The following is a 16541-nucleotide window of genomic DNA, read 5'->3' on the forward strand; positions in this document are numbered from 1 at the left end:
GCTCTACACGACCGGTTACAACAGTACCACGACCAGAGATTGAGAATACGTCCTCGATAGGCATCAGGAATGGCTGATCGATAGCACGCTCTGGCTCTGGAATGTAAGTATCCAGCGCTTCAACCAGTTTCTTAACAGCAGTAGTACCCAGCTCGTTGTCATCTTCGCCGTTCAGCGCCATCAGGGCAGAACCTGCGATGATTGGCGTATCATCACCCGGGAACTCGTAAGTATCCAGCAGCTCACGTAGCTCCATTTCAACCAGTTCCAGCATCTCAGCGTATTCTTCAGAGTCAACACCGCCGCAATCTTCTGCCAGCAGGTCAGCTTTGTTCAGGAATACAACGATGTAAGGTACACCTACCTGACGAGACAGCAGGATGTGCTCACGCGTCTGTGGCATAGGGCCATCAGTTGCGCCACATACCAGAATCGCACCGTCCATCTGTGCCGCACCGGTGATCATGTTTTTAACATAGTCAGCGTGTCCGGGGCAGTCTACGTGCGCGTAGTGACGGATAGTTGAATCATACTCAACGTGAGAGGTTGCGATAGTGATACCACGCTCACGCTCTTCCGGTGCATTATCGATACCGTCAAAAGCGACAGCCTTACCACCGAAAATCTCAGCACATACACGGGTCAGTGCAGCTGTCAGAGTAGTTTTACCGTGGTCAACGTGGCCGATTGTACCAACGTTAACGTGCGGTTTATTACGTTCAAATTGTTCTTTAGCCACGATTAATTCCTCATTAATATATTGGGCAAATTATCTTGCATTGATTATAGCTTCAGCGACATTATTTGGCGCTTCAGCATAATCAAAGAATTCCATTGAGTATGTTGCACGACCCTGAGTAGCCGAACGCAGGTCGGTAGCATAACCAAACATCTCGCCCAGTGGAACCTGTGCATTGATTATCTTACCGGAACTGCAATCATCCATACCCTGAACCAGACCACGACGACGGTTCAGGTCACCCATCACGTCACCCATGTAATCTTCGGGCGTTACAACCTCTACCTTCATCATCGGCTCAAGCAGACAAGGACTTGCGTCCTGTGCAAACTTCTTAAGCGCCTGGGAGGCAGCAATTTTAAACGCCATCTCGTTAGAGTCAACTTCATGGAAGGATCCATCATAGAGACGGGCCTTCAGGCCGATCAGCGGATAGCCGGCAATAACACCGTTCTTCATCTGCTCCTCGATACCTTTTTCGATCGCCGGGATGTATTCCTTAGGAATAGCACCGCCTACGATCTCATTGATGAACTCCAGCCCTTCCTTGTCAGATGGACTAAACTCAATGACTACATGGCCATACTGACCACGACCACCAGACTGACGAATAAACTTATGGTTTGCATCGACAGACTGACGGATTTTCTCGCGATAGGCTACCTGCGGCTTACCAATGTTCGCTTCCACGCTGAATTCACGCTTCATACGATCCACCAGAATATCCAGGTGCAATTCGCCCATACCAGAGATAATTGTCTGACCGGTTTCCGGATCGGTTGCTACCCGGAAAGAGGGATCTTCCTGAGCAAGCTTGCCCAGCGCGATACCCATTTTTTCCTGATCAGCCTGCGATTTAGGCTCAACCGCTACCGAAATAACCGGTTCAGGAAACTCCATGCGCTCCAGAATGATCTTATGATCAGGATTACACAGAGTATCTCCGGTCGTTACATCTTTCATACCGATCAGAGCCGCGATATCGCCTGCGCGAACCTCTTTGATCTCTTCACGGTTATTTGCGTGCATCTGCACCATCCGCCCAACGCGCTCTTTCTTACCCTTAACAGTGTTAACCACACTGTCGCCGGAAGCCAGTACGCCTGAATACACCCGGATAAATGTCAGGGTGCCAACAAATGGGTCGGTGGCAATTTTAAAGGCCAGCGCCGCAAATGGGGCAGAGTCATCCGCTTCACGGGTATCAAGGGTTTCATCATCATTGAGGGTACCCTCAATCGCCTTAACTTCAACCGGCGATGGCATATACTCGATTACAGCGTCCAGCACTGCCTGAACCCCCTTGTTCTTAAATGCAGAACCCGCCTGCATCAGAACAAGATCGTTATCCAGGGTACGACGACGCAGACCCGCCTTGATCTCTTCGTTGGATAGATCACCCTCTTCAAGGTATTTATCCATCAGCTCTTCGGATGCCTCTGCTGCTGCTTCTACCAACTGCTCACGCAGCGTATCAGCCTGTTCTTGCAGCTCAGCAGGAATATCATAAAGCTCGTATGTCATCCCCTGATCAGCATCATTCCACATAATGGCTTTCATACGGATCAGGTCGACAACACCTTTAAACTCGTCTTCTGCACCGATCGGGAAGTTGACCGGCACAGCGTTAGCGCCCAGACGCTCTTTTAACTGCCGCACCACCATAAAGAAATCAGCGCCAGCACGGTCCATCTTATTGACGAACACCATGCGCGGAACTTCATACTTATTGGCCTGACGCCAGACAGTCTCAGTCTGAGGCTGCACCCCGGAAGATGCACACAGCACCACAACCGCACCATCAAGCACCCGCAGCGAACGCTCAACCTCAATGGTGAAGTCTACGTGTCCAGGGGTGTCGATAATGTTGATCCGATGCTGATCAAACTGCTGACTCATACCACTCCAGAAACAGGTGGTCGCAGCGGAGGTGATAGTGATACCACGCTCCTGTTCCTGCTCCATCCAGTCCATGGTCGCTGCGCCATCGTGTACTTCACCGATCTTATGAGACATCCCGGTGTAGAACAGAACGCGCTCAGTGGTCGTGGTTTTACCCGCATCGACATGGGCACAGATACCGATATTACGGTACCGGTTTATAGGCGTTTTACGAGCCAAAACTCAATCCTCGGAACTTACATCAAAAGCTTTAGTAAAAGCTTAGAAGCGGTAGTGAGCGAATGCTTTGTTCGCTTCAGCCATGCGATGAACGTCTTCACGTTTCTTCACAGCTGCGCCACGACCTTCAACTGCATCACCGATCTCTCCGGCCAGACGCAGCGCCATGGATTTTTCACCACGCTTACGGGAAGCATCCACCAACCAACGCATAGCCAGAGCCATACGACGGGAAGGACGAACCTCTACAGGCACCTGATAGGTAGCACCACCCACACGGCGAGATTTAACCTCAACCATTGGCTGGATCGCTTCCAGTGCTTTGTTGAATGCTTCGATTGGATCTTCACCAGTCCGCTGACCAACTGTGTCCAGCGCACCGTAAACAATCTTCTCAGCAACAGATTTCTTACCACTGATCATCAGGTGGTTAGTAAACTTTGCCAGTGTAATGTTACCGAATTTAGGATCCGGCAGGATTTCACGTTTTGCCGCAACTCTTCTTCTTGGCATGATAAGCCCCTTTATCTACAGGTCTTCAGGTTATTTCAGGAATTGATACCTGACCTTACTCTTATTGCTTGCGGTCTAGCTCTAGTTGTATAGCGGGCTGTTTAAACAGCTGTGCCGGACTTCTGTCGCCGTCCCGGAAACGCTTAAGACTTAGGACGCTTGGTACCGTACTTAGAACGACCCTGTTTACGGTCGTTAACGCCACTGGTATCCAGTGCGCCACGTACTGTGTGGTAACGAACACCCGGCAAGTCTTTTACACGACCACCACGGATCAGAACAACAGAGTGCTCCTGCAGGTTATGACCTTCACCACCGATGTAGGAAGTAACCTCATATCCGTTTGTCAGACGAACACGGCACACTTTACGCAGTGCTGAGTTCGGTTTCTTAGGGGTTGTAGTATAGACGCGGGTACAAACGCCACGGCGCTGAGGACATGCCTGCAATGCAGGTACATCACTCTTTACCACTTTGCGCTTGCGCGGCTGTCGTACCAGCTGGTTAATAGTTGCCATTAAGCAAACTCCACGCTTTTATTTAAGCACTAAAAAACAGGATTTTTTTCACTCCTGTCACGAAAGGGCCGAGATTGTACTCAATCCCGGCCCATCAGGTCAATATTCGACCAGATAATAGATAGTACTTTTTGGATCTTTCTTTCAATCACCATCAGGTACTATCTGGATATGCACCTTACGGGCAGACTCCAATGAGTATCAGAGCCTGCCCAGGTTCATTATTCTGAATCAGGCATTGATGCCTGATTCAGGGCTGCGGTCAGCGCCAGTTGAACATCTTCTGCACTGACAGACATGCTATCATCAGCCTTAACCGCCTGACGTTTACGGGCCTTGTGGTATGCCAGACCAGTACCGGCCGGAATCAGACGACCCACGACAACGTTCTCTTTGAGACCGCGCAGGAAGTCTTTCTTACCACACACCGCACCTTCGGTCAGTACACGGGTTGTCTCCTGGAAGGACGCCGCAGAGATGAAGGACTCGGTTGCCAGAGAGGCTTTGGTAATACCCAGCAGTACACGATCAAACTTAGCTGGTATCTTACCTTCCGCTTCCAGGCGCTTATTCTCTTCAACCACCTGATGGAATTCAACCTGCTCACCGTTAATGAACGAACTGTCTCCGCTGGCGGTGATATCCACCTTACGCAGCATCTGACGTACGATCACTTCAATATGCTTATCGTTGATCCCTACACCCTGCAGACGGTATACGTCCTGAATCTCAGAGGTGATGTATTTCGCCAGCTCGGCGACCCCCTTGATCCGCAGAATATCATGCGGGTTAGACGGTCCGTCGGAGATAACTTCACCCTTCTGCACCGTTTCACCTTCAAAGACGTTCAGGTTACGCCACTTAGGAATCATGATCTCCATTGGATCAGCATTCTGCGGGCTGATAACCAGACGCTTCTTACCCTTAGTCTCCTTACCAAAAGTGATGGTACCGGAGATCTCAGCCAGGATAGAGGACTCTTTTGGCTTACGCGCTTCAAACAGGTCAGCAACCCGTGGCAGACCACCGGTGATATCCTTGTTCACAGAACCTTCCTGTGGGATACGCGCCAGTACGTCACCAATACCAACCTCGGCACCGTTGCTCAGGTTGAGAATCGCTTTCGCTGGCAGCAGATACTGAGCCGGCGAATCGGTTCCCGGGTGGAACAGATCATCACCTGTGGCGGCATCGACCAGACGGATCATCGGTCGAATATCTTTACCCGCCGCCGGACGCAGTGCCGGATCGAGAATCTCGATAGTCGACAGACCGGTCAGCTCATCGGTTTGCTGCTTAACAGTAATACCGTCATCGATACCAACGAACTCAAGCTTACCCGCCACCTCGGAGATGATTGGGTGGGTATGCGGGTCCCAGTTGGCGACGATGGAGCCGGCTTCAACACGGGAACCATCCTTAACCTTGATCACAGAACCGTACGGCAGCTTATAGCGCTCACGCTCACGACCGTGTTCGTCGGTTACACCCAGCTCACCGGAGCGGGAAGTTGCCACCAGTGAACCGTCGGCTTTTTCTACAGACTTCAGGTTGTGCATCCGGATCTCACCGGAGTTTTTAACCTGAATACTGTCAACCGCGGCTGCCCGCGATGCCGCACCACCGATGTGGAAGGTACGCATGGTCAGCTGTGTTCCAGGCTCACCGATTGACTGTGCGGCGATAACACCGACCGCTTCACCCGGGTTAACCCGGTGACCACGACCCAGATCACGGCCATAACACTTAGAGCAGAGACCAAAGGTGGTTTCACAGGTGATCGCACTGCGGACAATAATCTCGTCGATAGAGGAGTAACGCTCCTCATCATCAAGACGCTTAACCCAGGCCTCGTCCATCAGGGTGCCCGCTTCGATCAGCACCTCTTTTCCGGTTGGATCCATCACATCCTGTGCCACGACACGACCCAGAACACGATACCCCAGACCGACAACCACATCGCCACCTTCAATCAGCGGCTGCATGATCAGACCTTCTTCAGTACCACAATCATCTTCAGTGATAACCAGATCCTGTGCCACATCAACCAGACGACGGGTCAGGTAACCAGAGTTCGCAGTCTTCAGTGCGGTATCCGCCAGACCCTTACGAGCACCATGGGTTGAGATGAAGTACTGCAGTACGTTCAGACCTTCACGGAAGTTCGCCGTGATTGGCGTTTCGATGATAGAGCCATCCGGCTTCGCCATCAGACCACGCATACCCGCCAGCTGACGAATCTGCGCCGCACTACCCCGGGCACCGGAGTCGGCCATCATATACACAGAGTTGAAAGAGTCCTGAGCTTCAAGCTCACCGTGACGGTTAATCACCTCTTCCTTCTTCAGGTTATCCATCATCTTCTTGGCCAGAATTTCGTTGGCACGGGACCAGATATCGATAACCTTGTTGTATTTCTCACCCTGGGTAACCAGACCGTCGGCGTACTGCATCTCGATCTCTTTCACTTCAGCATCAGCTGAGGTGATGATATCGACCTTCTCATCCGGGATAACGAAGTCGTTAACACCGATAGAAGAACCGGATACGGTTGCCTGACGGAAGCCCATGTACATCACCTGGTCAGCAAAGATAACGGTATCTTTCAGACCAACGATACGGTACGCGGTGTTGATCAGACGGGAGATCGCCTTTTTCGTCATCGCCTGGTTGACCAGTTCAAACGGCAGCCCTTTTGGCACGATATTGAACAGCATGGCACGACCAACAGTAGTGTCCTGAATGGTCGTACGGTGTTCTTCGTTGCCTTCGATATCACGAATAGTCTCGCTGATACGAACTTTTACCTTGGCCTGCAGATCAACCTGTTTAGCACCGTAAGCACGCTGAACTTCTTTAATATCAGAGAAGATCATCCCCTCACCGAGGGCATTGATACGGTCACGGGTCATCCAGTACAGACCCAGTACCACGTCCTGAGACGGTACGATGATTGGCTCACCGTTGGCTGGAGACAGTACGTTGTTGGTCGACATCATCAGCGCGCGGGCTTCCAGCTGCGCTTCAATTGTCAGCGGTACGTGTACCGCCATCTGGTCACCGTCAAAGTCGGCGTTGTAGGCCGCACATACCAGTGGGTGCAGCTGAATCGCTTTACCTTCAATCAGGACCGGCTCAAATGCCTGGATACCCAGACGGTGCAGGGTTGGTGCACGGTTAAGCATGATCGGGTGTTCGCGGATAACTTCATCCAGAATATCCCAAACCAGCGATTCTTCGCGCTCAACCATCTTCTTAGCGGCTTTAATGGTGGTCGCGTGACCACGCAGCTCCAGCTTAGAGAAGATAAATGGCTTGAACAGTTCCAGCGCCATCTTCTTAGGCAGACCACACTGATGCAGACGCAGGTATGGACCCACCACGATGACGGAACGACCGGAGTAGTCAACCCGCTTACCCAGCAGGTTCTGACGGAAACGACCCTGCTTACCCTTGATCATGTCAGCCAGAGATTTCAACGGACGCTTGTTAGAACCGGTGATAGCACGACCACGACGACCGTTATCCAGCAGCGCATCAACAGATTCCTGCAACATACGTTTTTCGTTACGTACAATGATATCCGGAGCACTCAGATCAAGCAGACGCTTCAGACGGTTGTTACGGTTGATAACGCGACGATAGAGATCGTTCAGATCAGAAGTCGCAAAACGACCACCATCCAGCGGTACCAGCGGACGCAGATCGGGTGGCAGCACCGGCAGAACCTGAAGAATCATCCACTCTGGCTTATTACCAGAGGTGTAGAAACCTTCCAGCAGCTTAAGACGCTTGGACAGCTTTTTAATCTTGGTTTCAGAGTTGGTAGACGGCAGCTCTTCACGCATCACTTCGATCTCTTCAGCAAGATCGATCGACTTCAGCAGCTCCTGAATCGCCTCAGCACCCATGCGGGCATCAAAGTCATCACCAAACTCTTCCAGTGCTTCAAAATATTGCTCATCGTTCAGCAACTGACCGCGCTCAAGCGTCGTCATACCCGGATCGATAACGACAAAAGATTCGAAGTACAGGACCCGTTCAATATCACGCAGGGTCATATCCAGCATCAGACCGATACGGGACGGCAGAGACTTCAGGAACCAGATGTGCGCTACCGGAGAGGCCAGTTCGATGTGACCCATGCGCTCACGACGAACCTTAGCCAGCGCAACTTCAACGCCACACTTCTCACAGATAACACCACGATGCTTCAGTCGCTTGTACTTACCACACAGACACTCGTAATCCTTAACAGGACCGAAGATCTTGGCACAGAACAGACCATCACGCTCTGGCTTAAAGGTGCGGTAGTTGATGGTTTCTGGCTTTTTAACTTCACCAAAAGACCAGGAACGGATCATCTCAGGCGATGCCAGACCGATACGGATCGAGTCAAACTCGTCGTTCTGTCCCTGGGATTTCAACAGATTAAGTAAATCTTTCATTTCATTCAGCTCCTCGGGGGAGTTGACCGCGCAGCGGTTAATCAGCTGCGCAGTAAACTATCTGTTAAAGGGTTACTCGTTTTCCAGCTCGATATCGATACCGAGCGAGCGGATCTCTTTCACCAGCACGTTGAACGATTCTGGCATACCCGGCTCCATGCGGTGATCGCCATCCACGATGTTCTTATACATCTTGGTACGGCCGTTCACGTCATCGGATTTAACCGTCAGCATCTCCTGCAGGGTGTAGGCTGCACCGTATGCTTCCAGTGCCCATACCTCCATCTCACCGAAACGCTGACCACCGAACTGCGCCTTACCACCCAGCGGCTGCTGAGTAACCAGGCTGTAGGAACCGGTGGAACGTGCGTGCATCTTATCGTCAACCAGGTGGTTCAGCTTGAGCATGTACATGTAACCCACGGTTACCGGACGGCTGAACTGATCACCGGTGCGACCATCGAACAGAGTGAACTGGCCGGTGTCGCTCAGGTCTGCCATCCGCAGCAGTTCCTTCACTTCCGCCTCTTTAGCACCGTCAAATACTGCGGTTGCCAGAGGAACACCACCTTTCAGGTTCTTCGCCAGTTCCAGTACTTCATCATCGCTCAGTGAGTCGATGTCTTCATGACGACCAGACTTGTAACCACCCAGCTCGCTGTTATAGATACGGTCAAGGAACTCACGCAGCTCTTTAATCGTTTCAAGACGATCACGCTCAGCCTGAAGCATCTTATTGATCTTCACGCCCAGACCTTTAGCGGCCATACCCATGTGGGTCTCAAGCACCTGACCGACGTTCATCCGTGACGGTACACCCAGAGGGTTCAGTACGATATCGACCGGCTCACCGTTCTCATCGTATGGCATATCCTCAACCGGCATAATAACGGAGATAACACCCTTGTTACCGTGACGTCCTGCCATCTTGTCGCCCGGCTGTACGCGACGTTTAGTTGCCACATAAACCTTAACAATTTTCAGCACACCAGGGGCCAGGTCATCACCGGTCTGCAGCTTGCCTTTCTTATCTTCAAACTTGGCATCCAGCTCAACGCGACGCTCTTCCAGCTGCTCCTGAGCTTTCTCCAGCATCTCCTGAGTCGCATCATCGGCAACACGAATCTTGAACCAGTCTGATTTTTTCAGCGCAGCCAGGGCCTCCGCGGTGATCTCTTCACCCTTCTTGAAGTTCGCACCGCCTTCAGCTTTCAGACCACACAGAGCACGTCCAAGACGCTCAAAGGTCGCCTGTTCAACGATACGCAGCTCTTCGTTCAAATCTTTACGGATGCGGTTCAGCTCGGACTGCTCGATAGAGATAGCCCGCTCATCTTTAGGCACACCGTCACGGGTAAATACCTGTACATCGATAACTTTACCGATAGTACCGGTCTTAACACGCAGTGAGGTGTCCTTAACATCGGACGCTTTCTCACCGAAGATCGCACGCAGCAGCTTCTCTTCCGGTGTCAGCTGAGTTTCACCTTTAGGTGTCACCTTACCCACCAGAATATCACCCGGGCCTACTTCAGCACCGATATGCACGATACCGGCTTCATCCAGCTTAGCCAGTGCAGACTCACCCACGTTTGGAATATCTGAAGTAATCTCCTCAGAGCCCAGCTTGGTATCACGTGCCACACAGGTCAGCTCCTGGATATGGATCGTCGTGAAACGATCTTCCTGAACGACCCTTTCAGAGATAAGGATGGAGTCCTCGAAGTTGTAACCGTTCCAGGGCATGAATGCGATACGCATGTTCTGCCCCAGCGCCAGCTCACCCAGGTCAACGGACGGGCCGTCAGCCATGATATCACCACGCTGAACCTGCTCACCCTGACGTACAATGGCACGCTGGTTGATGCAGGTGTTCTGGTTAGAACGGGTGTACTTAGTGAGGTTGTAGATATCCACACCCGCTTCACCGGCAACCGTCTCTTCATCGTTGACACGGACAACAATACGCGCCGCATCAACCGACTCAATCACACCACCTCGATCGGCAACGACACACACACCGGAATCGCGGGCAACATAACGCTCCATGCCGGTACCGACCAGCGGCTTATCAGCCCGCAGGGTTGGTACAGCCTGACGCTGCATGTTTGATCCCATCAATGCGCGGTTCGCGTCATCGTGCTCCAGGAACGGGATCAGCGCCGCTGCGACCGATACAACCTGACGTGGAGATACATCCATGTAGGTTACTTTTTCCGGCGGCATAACGGTAAATTCATTTTCGTGACGCACTGCAACCAGTTCATCAGTCAGTGTCCGGTTCTCGTCCATGGCAGCAGACGCCTGGGCGATTACATGACGACCTTCCTCAATGGCTGACAGGTATTCAACCTCATCGGTCACCTTGCAATCCACTACCTTACGATACGGCGTCTCAAGGAAACCATAGTCGTTGGTGCGGGCATAGGTTGCCAGCGAGTTGATCAGACCGATATTTGGTCCCTCAGGTGTCTCGATAGGACATACACGACCGTAGTGAGTTGCGTGTACGTCACGTACTTCAAAGCCTGCACGCTCACGGGTCAGACCGCCAGGTCCTAACGCAGAAACACGACGCTTGTGAGTCACTTCTGACAGCGGGTTGTTCTGGTCCATAAACTGAGACAGCTGAGAAGAACCAAAGAACTCTTTCACCGCGGCCGCAACCGGTTTGGCATTGATCAGATCCTGAGGCATCAGGTTATCAGATTCTGCCATACTCAGACGCTCACGAACGGCACGCTCTACCCGCACCAGACCCACGCGGAACTGGTTTTCGGCCATCTCGCCAACGGAACGGATACGACGGTTACCCAGGTGATCGATATCATCCACAACGCCTTTACCGTTACGGATATCGATCAGCGTTTTCATGACCGACAGGATATCTTCTTTATCCAGCACGCCAGAACCGGTCTCTTCTTCACGGCCCAGGCGGCGGTTGAACTTCATCCGGCCAACCGCAGACAGGTCGTAGCGCTCTTCTGTAAAGAACAGGTTCTCAAACAGGTTTTCTGCTGATTCCTTGGTTGGCGGCTCACCAGGGCGCATCATGCGGTAGATCTCTACCAGTGCTTCCAGCTGGTTACGGGTGGTATCGATACGCAGGGTGTCAGATACAAATGGACCGCAATCAAGTTCATTGGTATACAGGGTTTCAAAAGCCGTAACATTGCGGCTGCGAATCTGCTCCAGTAGCTCCTCAGTGATTTCGCTGTTGCCTTCGCACAGCAGCTCACCGGTGGTCGGATCGATAATATCTTTCGCTAAGACTTTGCCCAGCAGGTACTCAACCGGCACTTCCAGTTGCGTGATATTCTCTTTTTCCAGCTGACGAATATGGCGTGGTGTAATCCGGCGGCCGGATTCAACCAGCACATTGCCGCTGGAATCTTTAATATCAAAAGTAGCCGTTTCACCACGCAGACGGGACGGCACCAGCGTCATCAGAATTTCATCTGCGCTGAGGGTCCACTCGGTGTTATCAAAGAAGGTATCGAGGATCTCTTCTGTAGTATAGCCAAGCGCGCGCAGCAGAATAGTTGCTGGCAGCTTACGACGACGGTCGATACGTACAAACAGGCTATCTTTAGGATCAAACTCGAAGTCCAGCCATGAACCACGGTAAGGAATAACACGGGCAGAATACAGCAGTTTCCCGGAGGAGTGCGTTTTACCCTTGTCATGGTCGAAGAATACACCCGGCGAACGGTGCAGCTGAGAGACAATAACCCGCTCAGTACCGTTGACAACGAAGGTACCGTTGTCGGTCATCAGCGGCATTTCGCCCATGTATACTTCTTGTTCTTTAATATCTTTAATCGCTTTATTTGAAGAATCGCGATCATAGATTACCAGGCGTACTTTAACGCGCAGCGGGGCAGCATAAGTAATACCACGCATCTGGCATTCTTTAACGTCAAAAACCGGCTCGCCCAGACGGTAACCTACATATTCCAATGCGGCGTTTCCGGAATAGGAAACGATCGGGAATACGGAACTGAAAGCCGCATGCAGCCCGATATCTTTACGCTCTGCAGAATCAGCACCCTGTTGCAGGAATTTCAAATAAGAATCCAACTGGATTGCCAACAGATATGGCACATCCATCGCTTCCGGCAGCTTTCCGAAGTCTTTACGGATGCGTTTCTTTTCAGTATATGAGTAAGCCATCTAAGTTCCCCAGCATCTGCACCTGAAAAATTCAAACAAACCGAAGGAAATTTCTCGGCCTGTGAACCGTTATTATTTGCTCTTACTAATAACGGAAAAAGGCCGGTGGCACTTTGCCACCAGCCGTAGATGTATCAGCTACTAAATAGTCTGATACGAAGCATCGCGCTGCTTACTTAACTTCAACAGTTGCGCCAGCTTCTTCCAGAGCAGCTTTAAGCGCTTCTGCGTCTTCCTTGCTAACACCTTCTTTAACGGTAGCAGGAGCGCCGTCAACCATACCTTTAGCTTCTTTCAAGCCCAGGCCAGTTGCTGCACGAACAGCTTTGATTACGTTTACTTTCTTGTCGCCAGCGGCAGTCAGTACAACGTCGAATTCAGTCTGCTCTTCAGCTGCAGCACCAGCGTCGCCGCCAGCTGCACCAGCAACTGCAACAGCAGCAGCAGATACACCGAATTTTTCTTCCATTGCTTCAACCAGTGCTACAACGTCCATTACAGACATTTCAGCGATTGCATTCAAGATATCTTCTTTAGATACGGACATGTTTAATTCCTAAATATTCGAGCCAGAGGCTCTTAAACTCGTTCTTAAGCGGCTTGTATTAAGCAGCTGCTTGTTCTTTCTGTTCGCGAACAGCCGCGATAGTGCGCACCAGCTTGCCTGCTGCAGCTTCTTTCATGCAGCCCATCAGCTTGGCGATCGCTTCGTCGTATGTTGGCAGTGAAGCCAGCATAGAGATATCAACGATCTGTCCTTCGAAAGCAGCGGTCTTCAGCTCCAGCTTGTCATTTCCCTTGGCGAAATCTTTCAGAATTCGCGCACCGGCACCTGGGTGCTCAGTAGAGAATGCAATCAGAGTCGGACCTACGAATGAATCAGTGATACATTCGAAATCAGAGCCTTCTACTGCACGACGTGCCAGCGTGTTACGTACGACGCGCAGCCATACTCCCGCTTCACGTGCCTGCTTACGCAGTTCAGTCATCTTCTCAACGGTCACACCGCGAGAATCCGCAACTACAGCAGAGAGAGCGCCCTTGGCAGCTTCCTGGACTTCAGCGACAATCGCTTTTTTATCTTCGAGTCCTAATGCCACGATTTACTCCTGGGTTTAGTCTTTTCGACTGTTTACCATTCACTTCAGCATCGATCACTGAAGCGCCGAGTACGGTGGTTCAATTGATCCTGTTAAGGGGATCACACCGTCTGCGCAGGCTGATAGATTAAGAGTCTGGTTACGTGCACCATTCTCACCTGCGGTCTTTGACGACCCCTGCAGCAACGCTGCAGAGACCCTCAATTCTTTCTGAAAACCGATTAAACGCTCAGTGAGCTCTGATCGATTGCCAGACCTGGCCCCATAGTGGTGGACAGGGTAACTTTCTTCATGTAAACGCCTTTAGCAGAAGCAGGCTTCAGCTTTTTCAGCTCGCTCAGCAGCGCTTCAACGTTTGCTTTGATAGCATCAGCTTCGAAACCAACTTTACCAACGCCAGCATGGATAATACCGTTCTTGTCAGTACGGAAACGTACCTGACCCGCCTTAGCGTTGTTGACCGCAGTCACAACATCAGGGGTTACAGTACCCACCTTAGGGTTTGGCATCAGACCGCGTGGACCCAGAACCTGACCCAGCTGACCGACAACGCGCATCGCATCCGGAGTCGCGATAACAACGTCAAAGTTCAGATCGCCGCCTTTGATCTGCTCAGCCAGATCGTCAAAACCAACAACATCTGCACCAGCCGCTTTAGCTTTCTCTGCGTTCTCGCCCTGCGCAAACACCGCAACACGAACATCTTTACCAGTTCCGCTAGGCAGAACACTTGAACCACGTACGTTCTGGTCAGATTTACGTGGATCAACGCCCAGGTTTACTGCCACGTCGACAGACTCTTTAAAGCCAACAGTTGACAGTTCGTTCAGCAGCGCAACAGCATCAGCAACAGAGTACTGCTTACCTGGTTCAACTTTTTCAGCAATCGCCTTTTGGCGTTTAGTCAGCTTAGCCATTACTCAGCTCCTTCCACGATCAGACCCATGCTACGTGCACTACCTGCGATGGTACGAACCGCCGCATCCATATCAGAAGCAGTCAGATCAGCCATCTTAGTGGTAGCAATCTCTTCCAGCTGAGCGCGGGTAACAGTACCGACTTTCTCAGTATTAGGACGACCAGAACCGCTCTTCAGGCCCGCAGCCTTCTTCAGCAGAACAGCAGCAGGAGGAGTCTTGGTAATGAAAGTAAAGCTGCGATCAGCATAAACAGTGATCACAACCGGAGTCGGCAGACCCGGCTCCAGACTCTGCGTAGCCGCGTTAAACGCCTTACAGAATTCCATGATGTTAACACCATGCTGACCCAGTGCTGGACCAACGGGTGGACTTGGGTTCGCCTGACCGGCGGCAACCTGCAGCTTAATATAAGCCTGGATTTTCTTAGCCATGTTTTACTCCTGGTGGGTAGTAGCGCCTTGCGGCTCCCCGGTTTAAAGACGGAAAAACCCCAGCACCTATTCAAGCACCGAGGTTAATTCCTGACATACTGCTATCAGGCTTTTTCGACCTGACCAAACTCCAGCTCGACCGGAGTCGAACGACCGAAGATCAGCACTGCAACATGCAGCCTGTTCTTCTCATAATTCACTTCTTCAACTACGCCATTAAAGTCAGCAAACGGACCATCAATAACGCGCACCATCTCGCCCGGCTCAAACAGAGTTTTCGGACGTGGCTGATCAACACCACTCTCAACGCGTTGCAGAATGGCTTGTGCTTCTTTTTCGGTAATCGGTGCAGGCTTATCAGCCGTACCACCAATAAAACCGAGGACACGTGGTGTATCTTTCACCAGGTGCCAGGTATCATCATTCATTTCCATCTGGACCAGAACATAGCCCGGATAGAATTTACGCTCAGACTTACGTTTTTTGCCTTCGCGGATCTCAACAACCTCTTCTGTAGGCACCAGAATATCGCCGAAACCATCCTGCATATTATGCAGTTCGACGCGCTCCTTCAGTGAGTTCATCACGCGCTTCTCGTAACCGGAGTACGCATGTACAACATACCATCGCATAGCCATGCCTCTTCCCTCCTATCCGATTACAGCTGCAACACCCAGACTCAGCAACGAATCCAGACCCCACAGAAGCAAACCTACAATCAAAACCACCACCGTAACAATCAGAGTTGTCTGAAGTGTTTCCTGGCGGGTTGGCCATACAACTTTGCGAATTTCAGATCGCGCTTCTTTAAACAGCGTAAAGAAAGCCAGACCTTTAGCTGTCTGCAGCGCAACGAAGCCTGCAACACCAGCAAGAACTAATAATGCAATTACGCGATACAGCAGAGACTCTTCTGAATAAACAGAATTACCTACTACGCCAGCAGCCACAATTGCTACCACTACGACCCATTTCAGGCCATCCAGCTTTGAACCTTCGGAAGACACTTTAGAATTCACGATGGGCCTCGGTTATCGATAATTTGCTATGACTTGTTAGATGCCAACTCAGATTAGAGTTGGCAGGCCAGGAGGGACTCGAACCCCCAACCTGCGGTTTTGGAGACCGCTGCTCTGCCAATTGAGCCACTGGCCTAGTGCTAACTAGGGACGCGTATGTTACACGCATCCCTACTAGGTGGCAACCGTTAAGTTGCCTAAATCATCAATTACTCGATGATTTTAGATACAACGCCTGCACCGACAGTACGACCGCCTTCACGGATCGCAAAACGCAGACCTTCTTCCATTGCGATTGGGTTGATCAGGGTAACGTCCATCTTAACGTTATCACCTGGCATAACCATTTCTACGCCTTCCGGAAGCTCACAAGCACCGGTGATGTCAGTTGTACGGAAGTAGAACTGCGGACGGTAGCCTTTGAAGAATGGTGTGTGACGACCACCTTCATCTTTAGACAGTACGTATACTTCACCTTCGAAACGAGTGTGAGGAGTAATAGTACCTGGCTTAGCCAGTACCTGACCACGCTCAACGTCGTCACGCTTAGTACCACGCA

Annotated in this window: 13 protein-coding genes and 1 tRNA gene; all 14 read right to left on the reverse strand. The window is 51.3% G+C overall.

Going from position 1 to position 16541, the window contains the following annotated elements; translation table 11 throughout:
- On the reverse strand, positions 1-739 hold a 739-nt coding region (locus JW499_RS20860; protein ID WP_205210235.1), incomplete at its 3' end, for a GTP-binding protein.
- A gap of 30 nt (positions 740-769) precedes the next feature.
- Positions 770-2860 (reverse strand): elongation factor G, encoded by a 2091-nt coding sequence (gene fusA / locus JW499_RS20865; protein WP_205212402.1) that lies wholly within the window; start codon positions 2858-2860, stop codon positions 770-772.
- A gap of 42 nt (positions 2861-2902) precedes the next feature.
- Positions 2903-3373, reverse strand: coding sequence for a 30S ribosomal protein S7 (gene rpsG / locus JW499_RS20870; RefSeq protein WP_091362261.1), 471 nt, complete (start codon positions 3371-3373; stop codon positions 2903-2905).
- Positions 3374-3516: 143 nt separating this feature from the next.
- Positions 3517-3891: a 30S ribosomal protein S12 gene (rpsL, locus tag JW499_RS20875; protein ID WP_091362262.1), complete on the reverse strand. Its 375-nt coding sequence runs from the start codon at positions 3889-3891 to the stop codon at positions 3517-3519.
- Between the two features lie 221 nt (positions 3892-4112).
- On the reverse strand, positions 4113-8339 hold the full coding sequence (rpoC, locus tag JW499_RS20880; RefSeq protein WP_205212403.1) for a DNA-directed RNA polymerase subunit beta': 4227 nt from the start codon (positions 8337-8339) through the stop codon (positions 4113-4115).
- A 72-nt stretch (positions 8340-8411) separates the two neighbouring features.
- Positions 8412-12512 (reverse strand): DNA-directed RNA polymerase subunit beta, encoded by a 4101-nt coding sequence (gene rpoB / locus JW499_RS20885; protein WP_205212404.1) that lies wholly within the window; start codon positions 12510-12512, stop codon positions 8412-8414.
- A gap of 172 nt (positions 12513-12684) precedes the next feature.
- On the reverse strand, positions 12685-13059 hold the full coding sequence (gene rplL, locus JW499_RS20890; protein ID WP_205212405.1) for a 50S ribosomal protein L7/L12: 375 nt from the start codon (positions 13057-13059) through the stop codon (positions 12685-12687).
- 58 nt (positions 13060-13117) lie between these two features.
- The gene (gene rplJ / locus JW499_RS20895) at positions 13118-13612 is read right to left on the reverse strand and encodes a 50S ribosomal protein L10 (protein WP_091362266.1); all 495 of its coding nucleotides are present in this window, start codon (positions 13610-13612) and stop codon (positions 13118-13120) included.
- 221 nt (positions 13613-13833) lie between these two features.
- Positions 13834-14529, reverse strand: a complete 696-nt coding sequence (gene rplA, locus JW499_RS20900) for a 50S ribosomal protein L1 (protein WP_091362267.1) — start codon at positions 14527-14529, stop codon at positions 13834-13836.
- Positions 14529-14963 carry a 50S ribosomal protein L11 gene (gene rplK, locus JW499_RS20905; protein ID WP_205212406.1) on the reverse strand — a complete coding sequence of 145 codons (435 nt, stop codon included), beginning with the start codon at positions 14961-14963 and terminating at the stop codon, positions 14529-14531. The genes rplA and rplK overlap by 1 nt, the downstream gene beginning before the upstream one ends.
- A 104-nt stretch (positions 14964-15067) precedes the next feature.
- Positions 15068-15601, reverse strand: coding sequence for a transcription termination/antitermination protein NusG (nusG, locus tag JW499_RS20910; RefSeq protein ID WP_091362269.1), 534 nt, complete (start codon positions 15599-15601; stop codon positions 15068-15070).
- Between the two features lie 12 nt (positions 15602-15613).
- Complete coding sequence (gene secE / locus JW499_RS20915) at positions 15614-15982, reverse strand: preprotein translocase subunit SecE (protein ID WP_091362270.1); 369 nt, start codon at positions 15980-15982, stop codon at positions 15614-15616.
- Positions 15983-16042: 60 nt separating this feature from the next.
- Positions 16043-16118 (reverse strand) — tRNA-Trp (locus JW499_RS20920).
- Between the two features lie 73 nt (positions 16119-16191).
- On the reverse strand, positions 16192-16541 hold a 350-nt coding region (locus JW499_RS20925; RefSeq protein ID WP_463427521.1), incomplete at its 5' end, for an EF-Tu C-terminal domain-related protein.

The sequence above is a fragment of the Amphritea pacifica genome, from assembly GCF_016924145.1.
Lineage (GTDB): Bacteria > Pseudomonadota > Gammaproteobacteria > Pseudomonadales > Balneatricaceae > Amphritea > Amphritea pacifica.

Excerpts from the sequence above, each read along its gene's own strand:
- rpsG (WP_091362261.1), bottom strand. The coding sequence starts at position 3,373 with ATGCCAAGAAGAAGAGTTGCGGCAAAACGTGAAATCCTGCCGGATCCT.
- rpsL (WP_091362262.1), bottom strand. The coding sequence starts at position 3,891 with ATGGCAACTATTAACCAGCTGGTACGACAGCCGCGCAAGCGCAAAGTG.
- rpoC (WP_205212403.1), bottom strand. The coding sequence starts at position 8,339 with ATGAAAGATTTACTTAATCTGTTGAAATCCCAGGGACAGAACGACGAG.
- rpoB (WP_205212404.1), bottom strand. The coding sequence starts at position 12,512 with ATGGCTTACTCATATACTGAAAAGAAACGCATCCGTAAAGACTTCGGA.
- rplL (WP_205212405.1), bottom strand. The coding sequence starts at position 13,059 with ATGTCCGTATCTAAAGAAGATATCTTGAATGCAATCGCTGAAATGTCT.
- rplA (WP_091362267.1), bottom strand. The coding sequence starts at position 14,529 with ATGGCTAAGCTGACTAAACGCCAAAAGGCGATTGCTGAAAAAGTTGAA.
- rplK (WP_205212406.1), bottom strand. The coding sequence starts at position 14,963 with ATGGCTAAGAAAATCCAGGCTTATATTAAGCTGCAGGTTGCCGCCGGT.
- nusG (WP_091362269.1), bottom strand. The coding sequence starts at position 15,601 with ATGGCTATGCGATGGTATGTTGTACATGCGTACTCCGGTTACGAGAAG.